The 17735-nt window shown below is 58.1% G+C and carries 16 protein-coding genes; all 16 read right to left on the bottom strand.

All coding sequences use genetic code 11. The annotated features are described in order from the left end of the window. Positions 1–82: 82 nt before the first annotated feature. The gene (locus QWJ34_RS12800) at positions 83–1765 is read right to left on the bottom strand and encodes a ribonuclease J (protein ID WP_302728297.1); all 1683 of its coding nucleotides are present in this window, start codon (positions 1763–1765) and stop codon (positions 83–85) included. Positions 1766–2169: 404 nt separating this feature from the next. Next, on the bottom strand, positions 2170–3054 hold the full coding sequence (dapA, locus tag QWJ34_RS12805; protein ID WP_302728299.1) for a 4-hydroxy-tetrahydrodipicolinate synthase: 885 nt from the start codon (positions 3052–3054) through the stop codon (positions 2170–2172). Positions 3055–3122: 68 nt separating this feature from the next. Further along, positions 3123–4343 carry an aspartate kinase gene (gene dapG, locus QWJ34_RS12810; RefSeq protein WP_302728301.1) on the bottom strand — a complete coding sequence of 407 codons (1221 nt, stop codon included), beginning with the start codon at positions 4341–4343 and terminating at the stop codon, positions 3123–3125. Between the two features lie 15 nt (positions 4344–4358). Continuing rightward, complete coding sequence (locus QWJ34_RS12815) at positions 4359–5405, bottom strand: aspartate-semialdehyde dehydrogenase (RefSeq protein ID WP_302728303.1); 1047 nt, start codon at positions 5403–5405, stop codon at positions 4359–4361. Between the two features lie 204 nt (positions 5406–5609). Next, the gene (dut, locus tag QWJ34_RS12820; RefSeq protein WP_302728305.1) at positions 5610–6056 is read right to left on the bottom strand and encodes a dUTP diphosphatase; all 447 of its coding nucleotides are present in this window, start codon (positions 6054–6056) and stop codon (positions 5610–5612) included. After that, complete coding sequence (locus tag QWJ34_RS12825; RefSeq protein ID WP_302728306.1) at positions 6034–7299, bottom strand: M16 family metallopeptidase; 1266 nt, start codon at positions 7297–7299, stop codon at positions 6034–6036. Before QWJ34_RS12825 ends, dut begins: the two co-directional genes overlap by 23 nt. Positions 7300–7482: 183 nt before the next feature. After that, on the bottom strand, positions 7483–9585 hold the full coding sequence (gene pnp, locus QWJ34_RS12830) for a polyribonucleotide nucleotidyltransferase (protein WP_302728307.1): 2103 nt from the start codon (positions 9583–9585) through the stop codon (positions 7483–7485). A gap of 146 nt (positions 9586–9731) precedes the next feature. Beyond that, positions 9732–10001: a 30S ribosomal protein S15 gene (gene rpsO, locus QWJ34_RS12835; RefSeq protein WP_302728309.1), complete on the bottom strand. Its 270-nt coding sequence runs from the start codon at positions 9999–10001 to the stop codon at positions 9732–9734. Between the two features lie 168 nt (positions 10002–10169). Beyond that, entirely contained in the window at positions 10170–11111 is a 942-nt protein-coding gene (locus tag QWJ34_RS12840) for a bifunctional riboflavin kinase/FAD synthetase (RefSeq protein ID WP_302728310.1), read from the bottom strand. A 56-nt stretch (positions 11112–11167) separates the two neighbouring features. Continuing rightward, entirely contained in the window at positions 11168–12082 is a 915-nt protein-coding gene (gene truB, locus QWJ34_RS12845) for a tRNA pseudouridine(55) synthase TruB (RefSeq protein WP_302728311.1), read from the bottom strand. Continuing rightward, positions 12079–13056 carry a DHH family phosphoesterase gene (locus tag QWJ34_RS12850; protein WP_302728313.1) on the bottom strand — a complete coding sequence of 326 codons (978 nt, stop codon included), beginning with the start codon at positions 13054–13056 and terminating at the stop codon, positions 12079–12081. Before QWJ34_RS12850 ends, truB begins: the two co-directional genes overlap by 4 nt. Continuing rightward, positions 13043–13429 (bottom strand): 30S ribosome-binding factor RbfA, encoded by a 387-nt coding sequence (rbfA, locus tag QWJ34_RS12855; RefSeq protein WP_302728315.1) that lies wholly within the window; start codon positions 13427–13429, stop codon positions 13043–13045. Before rbfA ends, QWJ34_RS12850 begins: the two co-directional genes overlap by 14 nt. Positions 13430–13446: 17 nt before the next feature. After that, a complete protein-coding gene (gene infB, locus QWJ34_RS12860) occupies positions 13447–15954 on the bottom strand; it encodes a translation initiation factor IF-2 (RefSeq protein WP_302728317.1) in 2508 nt (835 codons plus the stop codon). Continuing rightward, positions 15947–16270, bottom strand: a complete 324-nt coding sequence (locus QWJ34_RS12865) for a L7Ae/L30e/S12e/Gadd45 family ribosomal protein (RefSeq protein WP_302728318.1) — start codon at positions 16268–16270, stop codon at positions 15947–15949. Before QWJ34_RS12865 ends, infB begins: the two co-directional genes overlap by 8 nt. Beyond that, entirely contained in the window at positions 16263–16574 is a 312-nt protein-coding gene (gene rnpM, locus QWJ34_RS12870) for an RNase P modulator RnpM (protein WP_302728320.1), read from the bottom strand. Before rnpM ends, QWJ34_RS12865 begins: the two co-directional genes overlap by 8 nt. 33 nt (positions 16575–16607) lie before the next feature. After that, complete coding sequence (gene nusA, locus QWJ34_RS12875; RefSeq protein ID WP_302728322.1) at positions 16608–17705, bottom strand: transcription termination factor NusA; 1098 nt, start codon at positions 17703–17705, stop codon at positions 16608–16610. Positions 17706–17735: the final 30 nt, after the last annotated feature.

The following is a 17735-nucleotide window of genomic DNA, read 5'->3' on the forward strand; positions in this document are numbered from 1 at the left end:
AAAAAGCCTCTTTCCCGACGGGACCGTCAAAAGTCCGTTGGGAAAAGAGGCGCTTTGGTTCAATTGTAGGATTCGTTTAAAATCAAACTTCCATAATAATCGGCAGAATCATCGGACGGCGGCGGGTCTGTTCGAACAGGAAACGTCCCAGCGAGTCTTTGACGCCGGATTTCAGCGAAGCCCACTCGTTGACGTTCTCGCTCATCAGGCGCTGCAGAGTGCTCGTGACGACCCGGTTCGCTTCGTCGAGCAGTCCTTCGGATTCGCGTACGTACACGAAGCCGCGGGAGATGATGTCCGGACCGGAAACGATCCGTCCGTCCTGCTTGCTCAGCGTTACGACCACGACCAGGATGCCGTCCTGCGACAGCAGCTTGCGGTCGCGCAGGACGATATTGCCCACGTCGCCGACGCCCAGTCCGTCGATCAGCACATTGCCGGAAGGTACTTTGCCGGCTTTGCGCGCTTGTCCGTCCTGAATTTCGACGGTATCGCCGATATCGATCATAAAGATGTTGTCCGGATCGACGCCGACGGATTCGCCCAGCTGCGCGTGCTTGCGCAGCATGCGGTATTCGCCGTGGATCGGGATAAAGAACTTCGGACGCATCAGGTTCAGCATCAGCTTCAGTTCTTCCTGCGAACCGTGACCGGATACGTGCACGCCTTTGTTCGATCCGCTGTAGATCACTTCCGCGCCGAGGCGGAACAGCGCGTCGATCGTGCGGCCGACGTATTTCTCGTTGCCCGGTACCGGGGTAGCCGCGATGATGACCGTATCGCCCGGAAGGATCTCCACTTTACGGTGCGTCGAGCGCGCCATGCGGGTCAGCGCCGACATCGGCTCGCCCTGGCTGCCGGTGCACAGAATCGCGACGCGGTCCGCGCCGAGACGGTTGACTTCTTCGGGCTCGATAATCATGCCTTCCGGAATCTCGAGATAACCCAGTTCAGAAGCGATCGAGACCACGTTGACCATGCTGCGTCCGATTACGACAATCTTGCGTCCGGTCGCGTCGGCGGCGTTGACCACCTGCTGAATCCGGTGCACGTTGGATGCGAAAGTCGCGACGACCACGCGCTGGCGGGCTTTGCGGAAGATGTCTTCCAGCACGACGCCGACGCTGCGTTCCGAAGGGGTGAAGCCCGGTTTTTCCGCGTTCGTGCTGTCCGACAGCAAAGCCAAAACGCCTTTTTGTCCGATTTCGGCCATGCGCTGCAGGTCCGCAAACTGATCGTTGACCGGCGTATGGTCGAACTTGAAGTCGCCCGTGTGGACGACGTTGCCTTCCGGCGTTTCGATGCAAACCCCGACGGAATCCGGGATACTGTGGTTCGTTTTGAAGAACGTCGCCGTCAGCGTACTGCCCAGCTTGAGTTCGGAATCGGCGTTGATCAGAATCCGCTTCGTTTCGCCCAGCAGGTTCGCTTCGCGCAGTTTGTTCTCGATCAGGCCGAGCGTCAGCTTGGTCGCGTACAGCGGAACGTTCAGGTGTTTCATTACGTAAGGCAGGCCGCCGATATGGTCTTCGTGACCGTGCGTGATAATGATGCCTCTGACTTTATCGCGATTCTCGGTCAGGTAGCTGATGTCCGGAATAACGATATCGATGCCGAGCATGTCTTCTTCCGGGAACTTCAATCCGGCATCCACGACCACGATGTCGTTGCCGTATTGAACGACATACATGTTTTTACCGATTTCGCCTACTCCGCCCAGAGCGAAAATCGTCAGTTTGTCTGCGCTGTTATTTTTTTTTGCCAAGATACATAAACCTCCTAAAAAATAAATGTAGTTTTTTCTATAAAAGTTGGACGTTTGCTATTTTTCCGGTTTTTAGCATAGCTCGAACAAAGACTTTCACCGGTCGTTTTTCGAGAGGGCTTTTTATACGCAAAAGCCGCCCGAATCCATCCGATCAAGCCGATGCACGAACCTTCCGTCAAATATGGTTCGTGTTGTTTTTCTATTAACCCGCACCCAGTCACTTGCGTCTATTATACATGAACAAAAACCAAAAATACAAGTCGTAAGCCCTGTCATTCCCTTAACCGCCGCCTGCCGGTGTTGAAAAAGCCCGCCCTACAGCCATTTTCCGGCAAGCAAAAAAGCGCCGTTTCCTTGGGGAAACGGCGCTTTTGCGCAGTACGGCGGACAATATTGCCCATTTATAGAAACTGCCGCATAAATGCTCGAATATAGGTTTTCTCCTCGTCCGTCGCGTCGACCAGCGGCAGTCTTACGCCGCCGGCTTCGAATCCCTGAAGCGTCAGCGCGTACTTGACCGCGACCGGATTCGGCACCGGATGCGGACAAGCGAACAATCCTTTGAACACCGGCAGCAGCGAATGGTAGATCCGCGTCGCTTCGGCGGCGTTCCCCTTCGCGTGCGCGGCGAGCATCTCTCCCATGCGCGCGCCGACCACATGGCTGGCTACGCTGACGATGCCGTAAGCTCCAACGGACAGCGCGGGCAGCGAAGCCGCGTCGTCGCCGGAGTAAATGCGAAATCCTTCCGGCGCGCGCGACGCGATATACGCGACCTGATCGGCCGGCGCGCATTCCTTGACGGCGACCACGTTCGGAAGCTGCGCCAGCTTGAGCGTGGTCGCGCCTTCCAGGTTCGACGCCGTGCGGCTCGGCACGTTGTACAGCATAATCGGCAGCGTCGTCGCTTCGGCGACCGCCGAGAAATGCGCGTACAATCCGGCCTGGTTCGGCCGGTTGTAATACGGCACGACGAGCAGCAGCCCGTCGGCGCCGGCTGCCTCCGCGGCCTGCGACAATTCGACGCTGTGGCGGGTATCGTTGCTGCCCGTGCCGGCGATAATTCTACAGCGTCCGGCCGCGTGCTTCACCGCTAGTTCCAGCAGCCGGATTTTTTCTTCGTCGGTCAGCGTGGGCGATTCACCCGTCGTGCCGAACACGACGATCGATTCGGTCTTCTGCACGTCGATCAGTCTGTCGATCAGCGGCGCGACCCGGTCCCACGCGACTTCCCCCTGCCCGTCGAAAGGAGTGACCATGGCGGTTATCAGTCGTCCGAAATCCATTTTCCATTCTCTCCTTCTTCGCGCTTCGTTGCACGGCTTTAAACGTTACGATATCCGAATACGATCTCTTAGCGATGCAGTTCGAAGCGTTGATGCAGCGCTTTAAGCGCTTTGACCATGTCTTCTTTCTTCACCAGCACCCAGATCGTGGTATTGGAGTCGGCGGACTGCAGAATCTGCACGTTTTGCAGCGTCAGCGCTTCGACGATATGCGACATGATGCCCGGCACGCCGTTGATGCCGCCGCCGATAACCGAGACTTTGGCGCAGCCGTTCAGCGCGCGCGGCTCGTAGCCGATCGCGCGCAGCGCGGCCAGCGCCCGCTCTCCTTCGGAGTCGAATACCGTGTACACGGCTCCGACCGGCGTCACGTTGATAAAGTCGACGCTGATCGCGTTCTCCGCCATCGCTTTGAATACGTTCAACGACAGCTGGCCGCTCGGGTCCGGCTGCTCGACCGTAATCTGCGTTACGTTGCTTACGTAGGCGATCCCCGTCACGAAGCGGTCGACGACCCCGGCCGCCACGTCCGCAAAATTCTCCGGATGCGTGACCAGCGTGCCTTCTTCTTCGGAAAACGTCGAGCGTACCCGCACCGGGATCTGCGCCTGCATGGCGATCTCCACGGCGCGCGGATGAATGACCTTCGCTCCCTGGTACGCCATATTGCAAATTTCGGTGTAGCTGACCACTTCAAGCGGCTTGGCGTCTTCCACCAGCCGCGGATCGGCCGTCAGAATACCGTTGACGTCCGTATAGATATCGACGATCTCCGCGTGCAGCGCCGCGCCGAGCGCGGTCGCCGACGTATCGCTGCCGCCTCTGCCCAGCGTGGTGAGATCGCCGTATTCGTTTTGTCCCTGGAAGCCGGTCACGATGACGACGCTGTGGTCCTGCAGCTCGCGCAGCACCCGCTCCGGACGCATCTCCAGGATGCGCGCGTTGCCGAAATGGCTGTCCGTCATGAAGCCGGCCTGCGCGCCCGTCAGCACGGTCGCGTCGATGCCTTCCTGGTGCAGGATGCCGCAAAGAGTAGCCGCGGAGATGATTTCCCCGCAGCCCATCAGCAGATCCCGTTCTTTGGTCGGCAGCGCTTTGCCGCTCGTTTGCGCCGCCCAGCCGAGCAGCGTGTCGGTCGCGTAAGGATCGCCCACGCGTCCCATCGCCGAAACGACGACGACCAGCTGATACCCCGCGTCCAGCTCGCGCCGGATATGACGGACGACGTGCTCTCTCGCATCTTCCGAGGAAAGCGACGTCCCGCCGAATTTCTGAACCCGAATAGCCATGTTCTCTTCCTTTCGTTAGGCCTGCTGCGGCGTACGGGCCGCAATGACTTCCGCGATCTGCACAGCGTTCCATGCCGCGCCCTTGAGCAGATTGTCCGAGACGATCCACAGGTTCAGACCGGTCGGCGAATCCAGATCGCGGCGCAGACGGCCGACGAACACGTCGTTTTTGCCGGCCGCGTCGGTCGCCAGCGGATACGCCTGGTTGGCCGGATCGTCGACGACCGTGATGCCCGGCGCATTCTCCAGCAGAGAACGCACTTCCTGCAGATCGTACTCCGAACCGAGCTCGACATACACCGATTCCGAGTGGCCGTAAACGACCGGAATGCGCACGCAGGTCGCGGTTACCTGAATCGACTCGTCGCCCATGATTTTTTTCGTTTCGTTGACCATTTTCATTTCTTCGTACGTAAAGCCGTTGTCCATGAACTTGTCGATCTGGGGCACGGCGTTGAACGCGATCTGGTGCTTGACCGGCAGCGAAGATACGGGCAGCACGTCCGGATTGACCGGCTGTCCTTCCACGATCGCTTTGGTCTGGCGGTTCAATTCGGCAATCGCTTTGGCACCCGAGCCGGATACCGCCTGATACGTCGAAACGATAATCCGTTTAAGGCCGTAGCGGTCCTGCAGCGGCTTCAACGCGGCGACCATCTGGATCGTCGAGCAGTTCGGATTCGCGATCACGCCGTTGTGCTCGAAGATTTTCTCCGCGTTGACTTCCGGCACGACGAGCGGAGCGGTAGGGTCCATACGGAACGCGCTCGTATTGTCGATGCACACGGTGCCGCGCTTGATCGCTTCCGGCACAAGCGCTTTGCTCACGTCTCCGCCGGCGCTGAACAGGGCGATCTCCACGCCTTCGAAGCTTTCCGGCTTCGCTTCTTCGACCGTGACTTCCCCGCCCTTGAACTTCAGCTTGGTTCCCGCGCTTCTCGCGGACGAAAGCAGCTTCAGGGACTTGATGGGGAAATTCCGCTCTTCGAGCAGTCTGAGAATTTGTTCGCCGACAGCGCCGGTTGCGCCGACGACGGCTACGTTAAACGTTTGATTCGACATCTGGCTTGTCTCTCCTTTATATGGGGCAAAATCGCTAAACATCAAGGTTCGCATTGTGAATATCATAGTTTGTATCGGGTTAAAAAGCAAGACGTTCACGCGGGATGTCAGCAAGGCGAAAGCAAAAAAAGCCCGGCACTTCTTCGTGTCGAAGAAGCCCCGGGACAAATTTCCGAACGCGTAAAACGCCGGTCGGACGGTTCCTTATTTACCGGTGTGACCGAAGCCCCCGGCGCCTCTGACCGTCTCGGACAGCTCCTCGACTTCGGCGAGCAACGTCTCCGGCACTTCCTGGAACACCATCTGCGCGATCCGTTCCCCGCGCGCGATGGCAAACGGCTCCTGGCCCAGATTGATCAGCAGCACTTTGATCTCTCCGCGGTAATCCGCGTCGATCGTGCCCGGCGAGTTCAGGCAGGTAATGCCGTGTTTGAACGCCAGTCCGCTGCGCGGGCGGATCTGCGCTTCCAGTCCGCCCGGCATGGCGACGGCGATGCCCGTCGGCACGAGCGCGCGCTGCATCGGCTGGAGCACGATCGGCTCGATCACCGCCGCCTGCAGGTCGTAGCCCGCCGCTTGTTCGGTCATTTTGCGCGGCAGCGCCAGATCTTCGTTGCCGGCAAAGCGTTTAATTTGCACCAGATGGGACAAGTTCATCTCTCCTTAATGCGCTGATCGCCCGGTCGGAATTGCCGACCATGGCGACCGCGAACGGTTCTGCAAACAAGTGATCCAGCGCTAGACGCACATCGGCTTCGGTCACCCGCTCGATCTTGGCGATCGTTTCGTCGATCGTTTCGTGGCGTCCGAGCATCAGCTCGTTCTTGCCCAGCCGGTTCATCCGGCTTCCGCTGCCTTCGAGCCCCATAATCAGGCTTCCTTTGAGCTGCTGTTTGCCTTTATGGATCTCCGCTTCGCTCAGGCCGTTCGCCGCGGTCTCCCGCAGCACTTCCTGCGTCAGCTTGAGCACTTCGGCCGTCTGCTTGGGCGCGGTGCCCGCATAGATCGTAAAGTATCCGCTGTCGGCATGCGCGCTGTGATACGAATATACGGAGTAGGCCAGCCCGCGCTTTTCCCGGATTTCCTGGAACAGCTTCGAGCTCATCCCTCCGCCGATCGCATTGTTGAGCAGCGCCATCGCATACTGCCGGGGATCGTCGTACGCGAAGCCCTGGAACGCCAGGCAGATATGGTTCTGCTCGGTTTTCTTTTTGCGGTACACCAGCCCGCCGCCGAAGTTCGGCGCGACGATCGGCGATTCTTCGCCTCTGCGGTCGAATGCGCCGAAGTGCTGCTCGATCAATGCCCGCACATCGCCGACCAGATTGCCGGCGATCGCCACGATCGTATTGTCGGCTGTGTAATTTTCGCGCAAAAAGCTTTTAAGATCGTCGGACGTCATCGCCGCCAGATGATCTTCCGTGCCGAGAATCGGCATGGCCAGCGGATGGCCTTCGTAAGCGGCTTCGACGATCAGGTCGTGCACAAGATCGTCCGGATCGTCGAGATACATCGAAATTTCTTCGAAAATAACGTTTTTCTCGCGCGCCAGCTCTTCGGGATCGAACGCCGAATTAAAAAACATATCGGACAGGATATCCATCGCGATCGGCAGATGCTCGTCCAGCACCTTGGCGTAATAGCTAGTATATTCCTTGGATGTAAAAGCGTTGACGTTGCCGCCGATCGCGTCGAACTGCTCCGCGATCGCCCGGGCGTCGTAGCGTTCCGTTCCTTTGAACAGCATATGCTCGATAAAATGAGAAACGCCGTTGTTTGCCTGCGTCTCGTTGCGCGAGCCGTTTTTGACCCAGATGCCGAACGAGACGGAGCGCGAGCCGGGGATATGCTCGGCTACGACTCTGAGCCCGTTGCCCAGCGTATATTTTTCCAAAGCGTTGTTCCCTCCTGTGCGCCCGGATAATCGTGAATGTGGTATTGAACGTGCAAACTCTATCCTAGCAAATTTCCGCAGCGCGCTCAACCGATCGGTTTGTCGGCTTGCCGAGCCGGGCACAAAAAAAGAGCCAGAACATCATTCTGTCTCTTTTTCGTTTATCGATTGTCGGTAAAAGGCTTAAGCCTTCGAAGGCGTTCCTTCGCTCAGCAGGATTTTATGCGACAGATTGACTCTGCCCTGCGCGTCGATTTCGGTGACTTTGACTTTCAGCTTGTCGCCGACCGCCACAACGTCTTCGACTTTGCCGACGCGTTCCGCAGCCAGCTGCGAAATATGCACGAGGCCGTCTTTGCCCGGAATCAGTTCGACGAACGCGCCGAATTTCTCGATCCGTCTTACGGTGCCTTCGTAAACTTCTCCGACCGCAACTTCGCGCACGATATTTTGAATGATCTCGGAGGCTTTGTTGTTCATGTCTTCGTCGGACGAAGCGATAAAGACGCGGCCGTCCTGTTCGATATCGATCTTGACGCCGGTTTCTTCGATGATCTTGTTGATAATCTTGCCGCCCGCTCCGATAACGTCGCGGATCTTCTCCGGCTTGATGTTGATGATCATGATCTTCGGCGCGTATTTCGACAGTCTCGTTCTCGGCTCCTGGATCGCCTGCAGCATCTGTTCAAGGATGTGCATGCGGCCTTCGCGCGCCTGGGTCAGCGCTTCGGACAGGATCTCGCGGCTGATGCCGTCGATCTTGATATCCATCTGGATCGCCGTTACGCCTTCTTTGGTACCCGCCACTTTGAAGTCCATATCGCCGAGATGATCTTCCATACCCTGGATGTCCGACAAGATGGAAACATGTTCCCCGTCTTTGATCAGGCCCATCGCCACGCCGGCAACCGGCGCTTTCAGCGGTACGCCCGCGTCCATCATCGCCAGCGTGCTGGCGCAGATGCTCGCCTGCGACGTGGAACCGTTCGATTCCAACACTTCGGATACCAGACGGATCGTGTACGGGAATTCCGTTTCCGAAGGGATAACCTTCATCAGGGCGCGCTCGCCGAGCGCTCCGTGTCCGATCTCGCGGCGTCCCGGCGCTCTCAGCGGACGGGCTTCGCCCACGCTGAACGGAGGGAAGTTGTAGTGATGCATAAACCGCTTGGTATCTTCCGGAGCGACGCCGTCGAGCATTTGCGAATCGCCCAGTACGCCAAGCGTACAAATGCTGAGCGCCTGCGTTTGTCCGCGGGTGAACAGACCCGAACCGTGAACGCGCGGCAGCAGCGCCACATCGGAGCTGATCGGGCGAATCTCGGCGAGTCCGCGTCCGTCCGGACGCACTTTGTCGTGCGTGATCAGGCGGCGGACTTCTTCTTTGACGATATCGTGCAGAATTTCTTTGACGTCGTCCAGTTTGTCCGGCGTTTCCAGATACTGCTCCGCAAAGTTGGCGACCGTTTCGTCGTTCACGGCGTCGATCGCGTCCTGACGCGCATGCTTCTCGGCAATGCGCACCGCTTCGACCAGACGATCTCCGGCGAAGGCGCGAACCGCTTCGTTCACTTCGGCGTCGACGGCATGCAGTTTGACTGCCATTTTCGGCTTGCCGGCTTTTTCGACCAGCTGCTCGATGGAAGCGACGATTTCTTTGACCGCGTCGTGTCCGAACATGATCGCTTCGAGCATGACTTCTTCCGGTACTTCGTTCGCTTCGGCTTCGACCATCATGATGGCTTCTTTGGTGCCGGCCACGACGAGGTACAGATCGCTTGCGTCCTGCTGGGCGAGCGTCGGATTCACGACGAATTGCCCGTCTACGCGTCCGACGGCTACGCCGCCGATCGGTCCGTCAAACGGAACATCGGAAATGCTGAGCGCCGCGGAAGTCCCGATCATCGCCGCGATTTGCGGCTCGTTGTCCTGGTCCACGCTCATGACAATATTTTGGATCTGCACATCGTTGCGGAAACCTTCCGGGAACAGAGGGCGGATCGGACGGTCGGTCAAACGGCTGGCGAGAATCGCTTTTTCGCTCGGACGCCCTTCGCGCTTGATAAAGCCTCCGGGAATCTTGCCGACCGAATACATTCTTTCTTCATAGTTTACGGTAAGCGGGAAAAAGTCGAGGTCTTTCGGCTGTGTGGAGGCGGTCACGGTGCACAGCACGACCGTTTCCCCGTAATGGACCATAACCGCGGCGTTGGCCTGTTTGGCCAGACGGCCGGTCTTCAGCGTCAGGGTACGCCCCCCCAGCTGCATTTCTACTTGCTGTTCCATGAAACTCCTCCTCGGATCGTCTTCGTATGTGGCTATATAAGGATTTATGGAAAATCCCGGTTACAAAAACAACCCGGCTGCTGCCGTCGGCTCCAAAAAAGACCATACGGTTCACAACCAGGCTGCTTGTGCAAGACTGTTTAATTTTAGCGACGCAGGCCGAGCTTTTCGATCAGTGCGCTATAACGTCTAACGTCGTTGTTCTTCAGGTAAGCCAACAATCTGCGGCGTTGTCCGACCATTTTCAGAAGACCGCGGCGCGAGTGGTGATCTTTCTTGTGCGTACGCAGGTGGTCTGTCAGGTTCGTGATGTTTTCCGTCAGGATAGCGACTTGAACTTCCGGAGATCCGGTATCGGATTCGTGAGTTCTGTGCTCCTCGATCAGTTGCTGTTTACGTTCTTGTGTTACTGCCATCCTATTCACCTCCTAATTTCGTTGAAATATCCCCAAAAGCCTCGTAGCGGCCGGTGAAAGCCGGAAACCAAGCCACGGTTAAGCCGCTTGCACTCATGCAAGCAACGTAAATCAGTATAGCAAACGTTCACTTAAAAGTAAACCGTATGTCCGTTAAAAAATACGGGATCAGCCTTTTAAAATATTGCGGGCTTCGTCCGCGTCTTTCGCGATCTGCTCCACCAGCTCGTCGATGCCCGAAAATTTGCGTTCCGGACGGATATAGCGGACGAAATCCATCCAGACTTCTTCCCCGTAAATGCTGCGGTCGAAGTCGAACAGATGAGTCTCGAACGTGGGCTTGACGCTGCCGTCGGTAAAAGTCGGCTTGACGCCGACGTTCATCACGCCGCCCAGCACGTTTTCGCCCAGCCCGAACCGTACGGCGTAGACGCCTTTGGCCGGCGTGACGTAATGGCCGGACAAGTCGACGTTCGCCGTCGGGAAGCCGATGGTCCGTCCGCGCTTGTCGCCGCCGACGACCGTTCCTTTTACGCGATACGGACGGCCGAGCCAGCGCCCGGCTTTCTCCGCGTCGCCCGTTTTGAGCGCGGCGCGGATGCCCGAGCTGCCGACTTTTTCGCCTTCGAGCAGAAACGGAGCTATCGTTTCCACTTTGATTGCGCCGCCGCTGAGCGGCCCGATCGCTTCGGCCGTGCCTTCGCCGAGATAACCGAACCGGAAATCGAATCCGACCACGGCCGTATCGACTTCCAGGGGAACCAGCACATTGCCGACAAAGTCGGCCGGCGATACTTTGGAGAACTCGGGCGTAAACTCGCCGACGTACAAATAATCGACGCCCATCTCCGCGAGAATTTTTTCTTTATCGCGCAGCGGGGTCAGATAACCTTCGTAATCGCCTTTGCCCATCACGTCTTTCGGATGGGGATGAAACGTCAGCACCGCAACCGGAAGCCCGCTGCTGCGGCCGAGCTCGATTGCCCGCCGGATGACGCTGGCGTGTCCGAGATGGAGCCCGTCGAACTGGCCGATCGCCATGACCTGGGGCCGGACCTGGACTTTGTCCTTCATCGAGGTCAAAGGATAAGTTAACGTTACCGTCTTCACTCTTCAATCACCTGCATTTTCCGCCGAATGGCCGCGCCGCTCCGGTCGCGTTCCCGTTAGGGAAGAAACACTTTGACCGGAACGATCTTCCCGGCTTCTTCGTCCCATTTGTATATTCCGATAAACCGATCGTCCGGCGCGTACAGCCTGAACTGTTCCTGCGCGCCTTCCGCGGACGGAAGCACGGCCCAGGCCGGAAGCTTCTGTCCGCGAAGCGCGTTTTCCAGCTTCCGCTCGTCCACGACATGCTCCGGCATATGCGAAGCCGCTTTGTCGGCGCGCAGCAGCGCTTCTTCAAGCGTGCCTTCTTCCATCCGCCGCTCGATCTCCTCGAACGTCAGGCAGCGGTCCACGCCGATGCCGGCCGACAGGGTGCGCTTCAACTCGGCCATCGCCGAAGGAACGCCGAGCCTGGCTCCGATATCGACGCAAAGCGTGCGGATATACGTGCCTTTGGAGCACAGTACGCGCAGCGATGCTTCCGGCTGGTCCAAGCTTTCAAATCCGGTCAATTCCAGTTCGTGGATACTTACCTGCCGCGCTTTGCGCTCGACCGTTTTGCCTTCGCGAGCAAGCTCGTACAACCGCTTGCCGTCCACTTTGACCGCCGAATACATCGGCGGCGTCTGCATGATCGGACCGCGGAATTCTTCAAGAACCTCGCGCATCCGTTCCTCGCGGACTTCGACGACGTCCATCCGCTCCACGACCGTTCCGGTCAGATCCTCGGTGTCCGTCGCGATGCCCAGCTTCAGCACGGCCCGGTATTCTTTCGGCATTTCCTGCAAGTATTCGACCATCCGCGTGGCGCGTCCCAGACAAAGCGGAAGCACGCCGGTTACGGAAGGGTCGAGCGTGCCGGTATGACCGATCCGCTTCATTTTAAGCAGCCTGCGGCATTTGGCCACGACATCGTGCGACGTCATGCCCGCGGGCTTGTATACCGGCAGTACGCCGTCGAATTCATTCATAGCGATTGTTTGATCCTTTCGATCACGGCGCGGGCTGCGTCTTCGAGCGGGCCTTCCAGCCGGCAGCCGGCCGCGCGCACGTGACCGCCGCCGCCGAATTCGGCCGCGACGGCCGCGACGTCGACTTTGCCCGCGGAACGCATGCTGGCTTTCACCGCGCTGCCGTTAATGACTTTGAACAGTACGCCGACTTCGACGCCCTGGATATTGCGCGGATAGTTGACGATGCCTTCGAGGTCTTCGTTGGCCGCTCCCGTCTGCGCCATATGCTCCGGCGTGACGTGCACCCAAGCCACTTTGCCGTCGCCGGACATTTGCAGGGTTCCCAGCGCAAGCGTCAGCACGTCGAACTGCGGTTTGGTCAGCTGCTCCAGCAGCGATTCCGCAAGCTCCGGCCCGTTTACGCCCAGTTCCAACAGATGCGAAGCAATCTGCATCACTTTGGGCGATGTGTTGGAATAGCGGAAACCGCCCGTATCGGTCAGAATCCCCGTATACAGCATCTCCGCGATATTGCGGTCCCAGCCCAGCTCGAACAAAGAGACCAGGTCGTACAAAATCTCGGCCGTTGCGGCCGCGTCGGCTTTGATGAGCGTCTGCGTACCGTAGCGGTCGTTGGTCGGATGATGGTCGATATTGAGCATATTCGCCCCGTCCTCCATCCACTGCGATACCAGACCGACCCGTTTGAAGTCCGCGCAGTCCACGCAGATCACGTTTCCGTAGGTGCGGCTTCGCTCCGTCAGACTCATGTCCAGGATCTGCCCCGCTCCGTCCATATACGTCATCCGCTGCGGAATCGGCCCTTCGTTGATCATGGTGAAGGTTTTGCCCAAACGCGAGAGAAGCCAGCCCACCGCAAGGGTAGAACTGACTGCGTCTCCGTCGGGCTGTACATGCGCCACGACCAGGAAGTCATCGTGCCGCTCGATAAATCGCCGCGCCTCGATTAATTCCTGCTCATACGTCTGCATCGCCGTCTCCTTTTTTGCTGTCGCCTGGTTCTTCTTTCTTGATCTGACCGAGCAGAACGTCAATCTTGTTGCCGTATTCGATCGATTGATCGATATGGAACAGCAAGGCCGGCGTATGCCGCAGACGAATCCGCTTGCCGATCTCGCTGCGCAGGAAACCCGTCGCTTTGGAAATACCGGCCAGCGACTGCTGCTTCTGTTCGTCGTCTCCGAAAATGCTCAGATATACGTTAGCCTCGGACAGGTCGCCCGTCACCTCTACGTCGGTGACGGTGACGAACCCGATGCGGGGATCTTTCAGTTCGCTTTGGATCAGCTGACTGAGTTCCTTTTTGATTTCTTCGGCAACCCGGCCGACTCTAATCTTCGCCATTTGTTTTCACCCCACTTTTAGCGCTCGACGGCTTCCATAACGAAGGCTTCGATAATATCGCCTTCCCGGATATCGTTGTAGTCGAGCGTAATACCGCACTCGTAGCCCTGCGCCACTTCTTTGGCGTCGTCTTTGAAACGCTTGAGCGAATCGATCTTGCCTTCGTAAACGACGATGCCGCCGCGGATCAGGCGCGCTTCCGCGTTGCGGGCGATCTTGCCCTGGATAACCATGGAACCGGCGATCACGCCGACTTTGCTGACTTTGAACGTATTGCGGACTTCGGCCTGGCCGATGACCGTTTCTTTGTAAATCGGATCGAGCATGCCTTTCATGGCTTGTTCGATTTCCTCGATGGCGTTGTAAATAACGCGGTGCAGGCGGATATCGACTTTCTCCTGCTCGGCTGTCTGCGCCGCCTGGTTATCCGGACGAACGTTGAAGCCGATGACGATGGCGTTGGAAGCCGCCGCCAGGATGATATCGGATTCGTTGATCGCGCCGGCGCCGCTGTGGATAATCTTGACGCGAACGCCTTCGACTTCGATCTTCGCGAGCGAGCCTTTGAGCGCTTCGACCGAACCCTGCACGTCGCCTTTGATGATCACGTTGAGGTCTTTGATCTCGCCGTCTTTGATATGCTTGAACAGATCGTCCAGCGTCACGCGGGTATTCGCGCCCATATCGGATTCGCGCTGCGTGATCGCTCTCTTATCGGCGATACTGCGTGCTTTGCGCTCGTCTTCGAAGACCATGAACGGATCGCCGGCCTGCGGCACTTCCGTCAGACCCGTGATTTCGACCGGAGTCGACGGGCCCGCTTCTTTCAGTCGGCGGCCTTTGTCGTTGACCATCGCCCGAACGCGGCCGAAACAGTTGCCGGCTACGAAAGCGTCGCCGACTTTGAGCGTACCGTGCTGCACGAGAATCCGCGCGACCGGTCCGCGTCCTTTGTCCAGTTCGGCTTCGATGACCGTACCGCGGGCGCGCTTGTCCGGGTTGGCTTTGTAGTCGTTGACTTCCGCTACGAGCAGAATCATCTCCAGCAGGCCTTCGAGCCCCATTCTTTGCTTCGCGGATACGTTGACGAAGATCGTGTCGCCGCCCCACTCTTCCGGTACAAGACCGTATTCGGTCAGTTCCTGTTTGACGCGGTCCGGATCGGAACCCGGCTTGTCGATCTTGTTGACAGCTACGATAATCGGCAGGTTCGCCGCTTTGGCATGGTTGACCGCTTCGACCGTCTGCGGCATAACGCCGTCGTCGGCCGCCACGACGATAATCGTCATATCGGTAACCTGTGCGCCGCGGGCACGCATGGCGGTAAACGCTTCGTGACCCGGGGTGTCCAGGAACGTAATTTTTTTGCTGTTGATTTCGACCTGGTAAGCGCCGATGTGCTGCGTGATGCCGCCGGCTTCGCCGCCGGTCACATTGGTCGAACGAATCGCGTCGAGCAGCGTCGTTTTACCGTGGTCGACGTGACCCATGATTGTTACGACCGGAGGACGTTCCTTGAGATCGGCTTCTTCGTCGTTCTCTTCAAGCGTCTCGAAGCGGTCGTCTTCGACCGGAATCTTGATTTCGACTTCGACGCCGAAATCGCCCGCCAGCAGCTGGATCGTTTCCAGATCGAGCTCCTGGTTGATTGTCGCCATGACGCCGAGCATAATCAGCTTCTTGATGACTTCCGAAGCGTCTTTGTGCAGCAGTTTGGCCGTATCGCCGACCGTCATCGTGCCGCGCACGATAATTTTCTTCGGTGTATTGTCGATTTTTTCTCTTGGCGGCTGCTGACTGCGTCCGCCTCTGCCTCCGCGTCCGCCGCCGTTGCCGCCGCGGAATCCGCCTTTGCCGCTGCCCGAGCGCTGACCCGGACGGCCGCCTTGGCCGCCGCCGCGATTACCGCCTTGGCCTCCCTGGCCGCCGCTGCGGCTTCCGCCGCCATAGCTGCTGCCGCCTGCGGAAGATCCGCCGCGCGATTGCGTGGAAGAACCGCCACTGCGCGGCTGCGAAGATCCGCCGCCGCCCGAAGGACGCTGACCTTGTCCGGATTGGCCGCCGCTGCGATTGCCGCCCTGGCCTCCTTGGCCGCCGCCCGAAGGGCGCTGGCCTTGTCCGCTCGATTGAGGACGGCTTGCGCCGCCGCTTTGCGGACGATTTTGTCCTCCGCCTACCGAAGAACTGCGGTTGCCCTGAGGACGGTTACCGCCTTGACTTTGCGACTGACTGCTGTTTTGGGTTTGAGGTTTATTATTCATACCTACCTGCTTTTCTTGTGAAATTTTTGTTTGTGGATCGCCGTTCGATTGCGGCTTGCTGCTTGGAGATGCCGGTTTGGAGGCATTCGACTTGATGTTCCGAAAAAATTGTTCCACTTTGCCGATCGCTTCCGGTTCCATCACGCTCATGTGATTGTTAACCGGCATTTCGAGTCTTTTCAAAATGGTAATGATTTCTTTACTGCTCATGTCGAGCGACTTGGCGTATTCATAGACCCGAACTTTGTTCTCTGGTTTACTCAATATACTCCACCTCCGACGTAGTCCCCAGTTTCCTGCGGAACATGTCGGCCAACCCCTGGTCCGTCAATGCGAGTACGAGCCGTTCCGGCTTGCCGATGCTGGCGCCGATACGCTCGCGGTCGAAACCGATAAGCAGGGGAACGCCGTACGTTCCGCACTTGTCTTGAAACTTTTTCCGGGTATTGGACGAGGCGTCACCGGCCAGTACGACCAACTTGGCTTCGCGCGACCGAATGGCTTTAATAACCATTTCGTCCCCGGTAACCATCTTTCCGGCGCGCATGGCCAGCCCCAGTCCCGAAAGCTCATTATTCATCGTCTGTTTCTCTCTCCTGTATTTCACGGAATTGTTGTTCAACCCGGATAAAGTCCCGGGCAAGCTGTTCGTAAATTTCGGCCGGTACCGGCTGCTTGAGCGCGCGGTCGAGCGCTTTGTTCTTCTGAGCGAGCTTAAAGCACTCCGCATCCGCGCGCAGATAAGCGCCTCTGCCGGATTTTTTGCCCGTAAGGTCGATCTGAACTTCCCCGTCCGGCGTGCGGACGACGCGGATCAGCTCCTTTTTGGGCAGCATTTCCTGGCTTGCCACGCACTTGCGCAGCGGAATTTTTTTCTTTTTCATGTGTGGACCTCCCGCTCTCTTCGGAACCGACGGTTAGTCGATGGACACCGAGTCCTGCGGCAGTTCGCCGTCGTACGTGCGCTCTCTGCCGAATTCTTCCTCGGCCTGCGTTTCGCTCTTGATGTCGATCTTCCAGCCGGTCAGCTTCGCCGCGAGGCGCGCGTTCTGGCCTTTGATCCCGATCGCAAGCGAGAGCTGGTAATCCGGCACGATGACGCGGGCCATCTTCTCGGCTTCGAACACTTCCACTTCGAGCACTTTGGAAGGGCTGAGGGCGTTTGCCACATAGTCTTCCACGCTCTCGGAGTAGTTCACGATGTCGATCTTTTCGCCGCGCAGCTCGTTTACGATCGTTTGCACGCGAACGCCTTTGGGGCCGACGCACGAACCGACCGGATCGACTTCCGGGTTACGGGAGTACACGGCGATCTTGGAGCGGAAGCCCGCTTCGCGAGCGACCGATTTGATCTCGACGACGCCGTCGAAGATCTCCGGCACTTCGAGCTCGAACAAACGCTTGAGCAGCCCCGGATGCGTCCGGGACAGAATGATCTGCGGTCCCTTGGTCGTATTCTCGACTTTGGTAATATACCCTTTGATCCGCTCGTTGTGCGCGAATTTCTCACCCGGCATCAATTCGGTCAGCGGCAGCGCGGCTTCGATCTTGCCGAGGTCGACATACAGATTGCGGGTATCCATGCGCTGCACGGTGCCCGTTACGATATCTTCCGTTTTGTCGACGAAAGCATTGTAGATCAAGCCGCGTTCCGCTTCGCGGATGCGCTGCGTTACGACCTGCTTCGCCGTTTGGGCGGCGATGCGCCCGAAGTCGCGGGGCGTTACTTCGATCTCCGCGATATCGTCGATCTGCAGATGCGGGTTGATCTCGTGGGCGCCTTCCAGCGAGATTTCGGTTCTCGAATCGAGAACTTCCTCCGCCACCAGTTTGCGCGCATACACTTTGATTACCCCGGTATTGCGGTTCATATCCACCCGCACATTCTGAGCCGTGTTGAAATTGCGTTTGTAACTGGAGATCAGCGCCGCTTCAATCGCTTCGAAAAGCACCTCTTTGCTGATTCCTCTGTCACGCTCCAGCTCGTTCAAAGCTTCAATGAAATCCGTACTCATTTGCCTAACGCTCCCCCTTTCAAGACTATC

Origin of the sequence: Saccharibacillus sp. CPCC 101409, from assembly GCF_030518235.1 — a bacterium.
In the GTDB taxonomy this organism is placed as follows: domain Bacteria; phylum Bacillota; class Bacilli; order Paenibacillales; family Paenibacillaceae; genus Saccharibacillus.

Coding starts and splice junctions, on each gene's coding strand:
- dapA (WP_302728299.1), bottom strand. CDS start 3,054: ATGGATTTCGGACGACTGATAACCGCCATGGTCACTCCTTTCGACGGG.
- dapG (WP_302728301.1), bottom strand. CDS start 4,343: ATGGCTATTCGGGTTCAGAAATTCGGCGGGACGTCGCTTTCCTCGGAA.
- QWJ34_RS12815 (WP_302728303.1), bottom strand. CDS start 5,405: ATGTCGAATCAAACGTTTAACGTAGCCGTCGTCGGCGCAACCGGCGCT.
- pnp (WP_302728307.1), bottom strand. CDS start 9,585: ATGGAACAGCAAGTAGAAATGCAGCTGGGGGGGCGTACCCTGACGCTG.
- rpsO (WP_302728309.1), bottom strand. CDS start 10,001: ATGGCAGTAACACAAGAACGTAAACAGCAACTGATCGAGGAGCACAGA.
- truB (WP_302728311.1), bottom strand. CDS start 12,082: ATGAATGAATTCGACGGCGTACTGCCGGTATACAAGCCCGCGGGCATG.
- QWJ34_RS12850 (WP_302728313.1), bottom strand. CDS start 13,056: ATGCAGACGTATGAGCAGGAATTAATCGAGGCGCGGCGATTTATCGAG.
- rbfA (WP_302728315.1), bottom strand. CDS start 13,429: ATGGCGAAGATTAGAGTCGGCCGGGTTGCCGAAGAAATCAAAAAGGAA.
- QWJ34_RS12865 (WP_302728318.1), bottom strand. CDS start 16,270: ATGAATAATGAGCTTTCGGGACTGGGGCTGGCCATGCGCGCCGGAAAG.
- rnpM (WP_302728320.1), bottom strand. CDS start 16,574: ATGAAAAAGAAAAAAATTCCGCTGCGCAAGTGCGTGGCAAGCCAGGAA.
- nusA (WP_302728322.1), bottom strand. CDS start 17,705: ATGAGTACGGATTTCATTGAAGCTTTGAACGAGCTGGAGCGTGACAGA.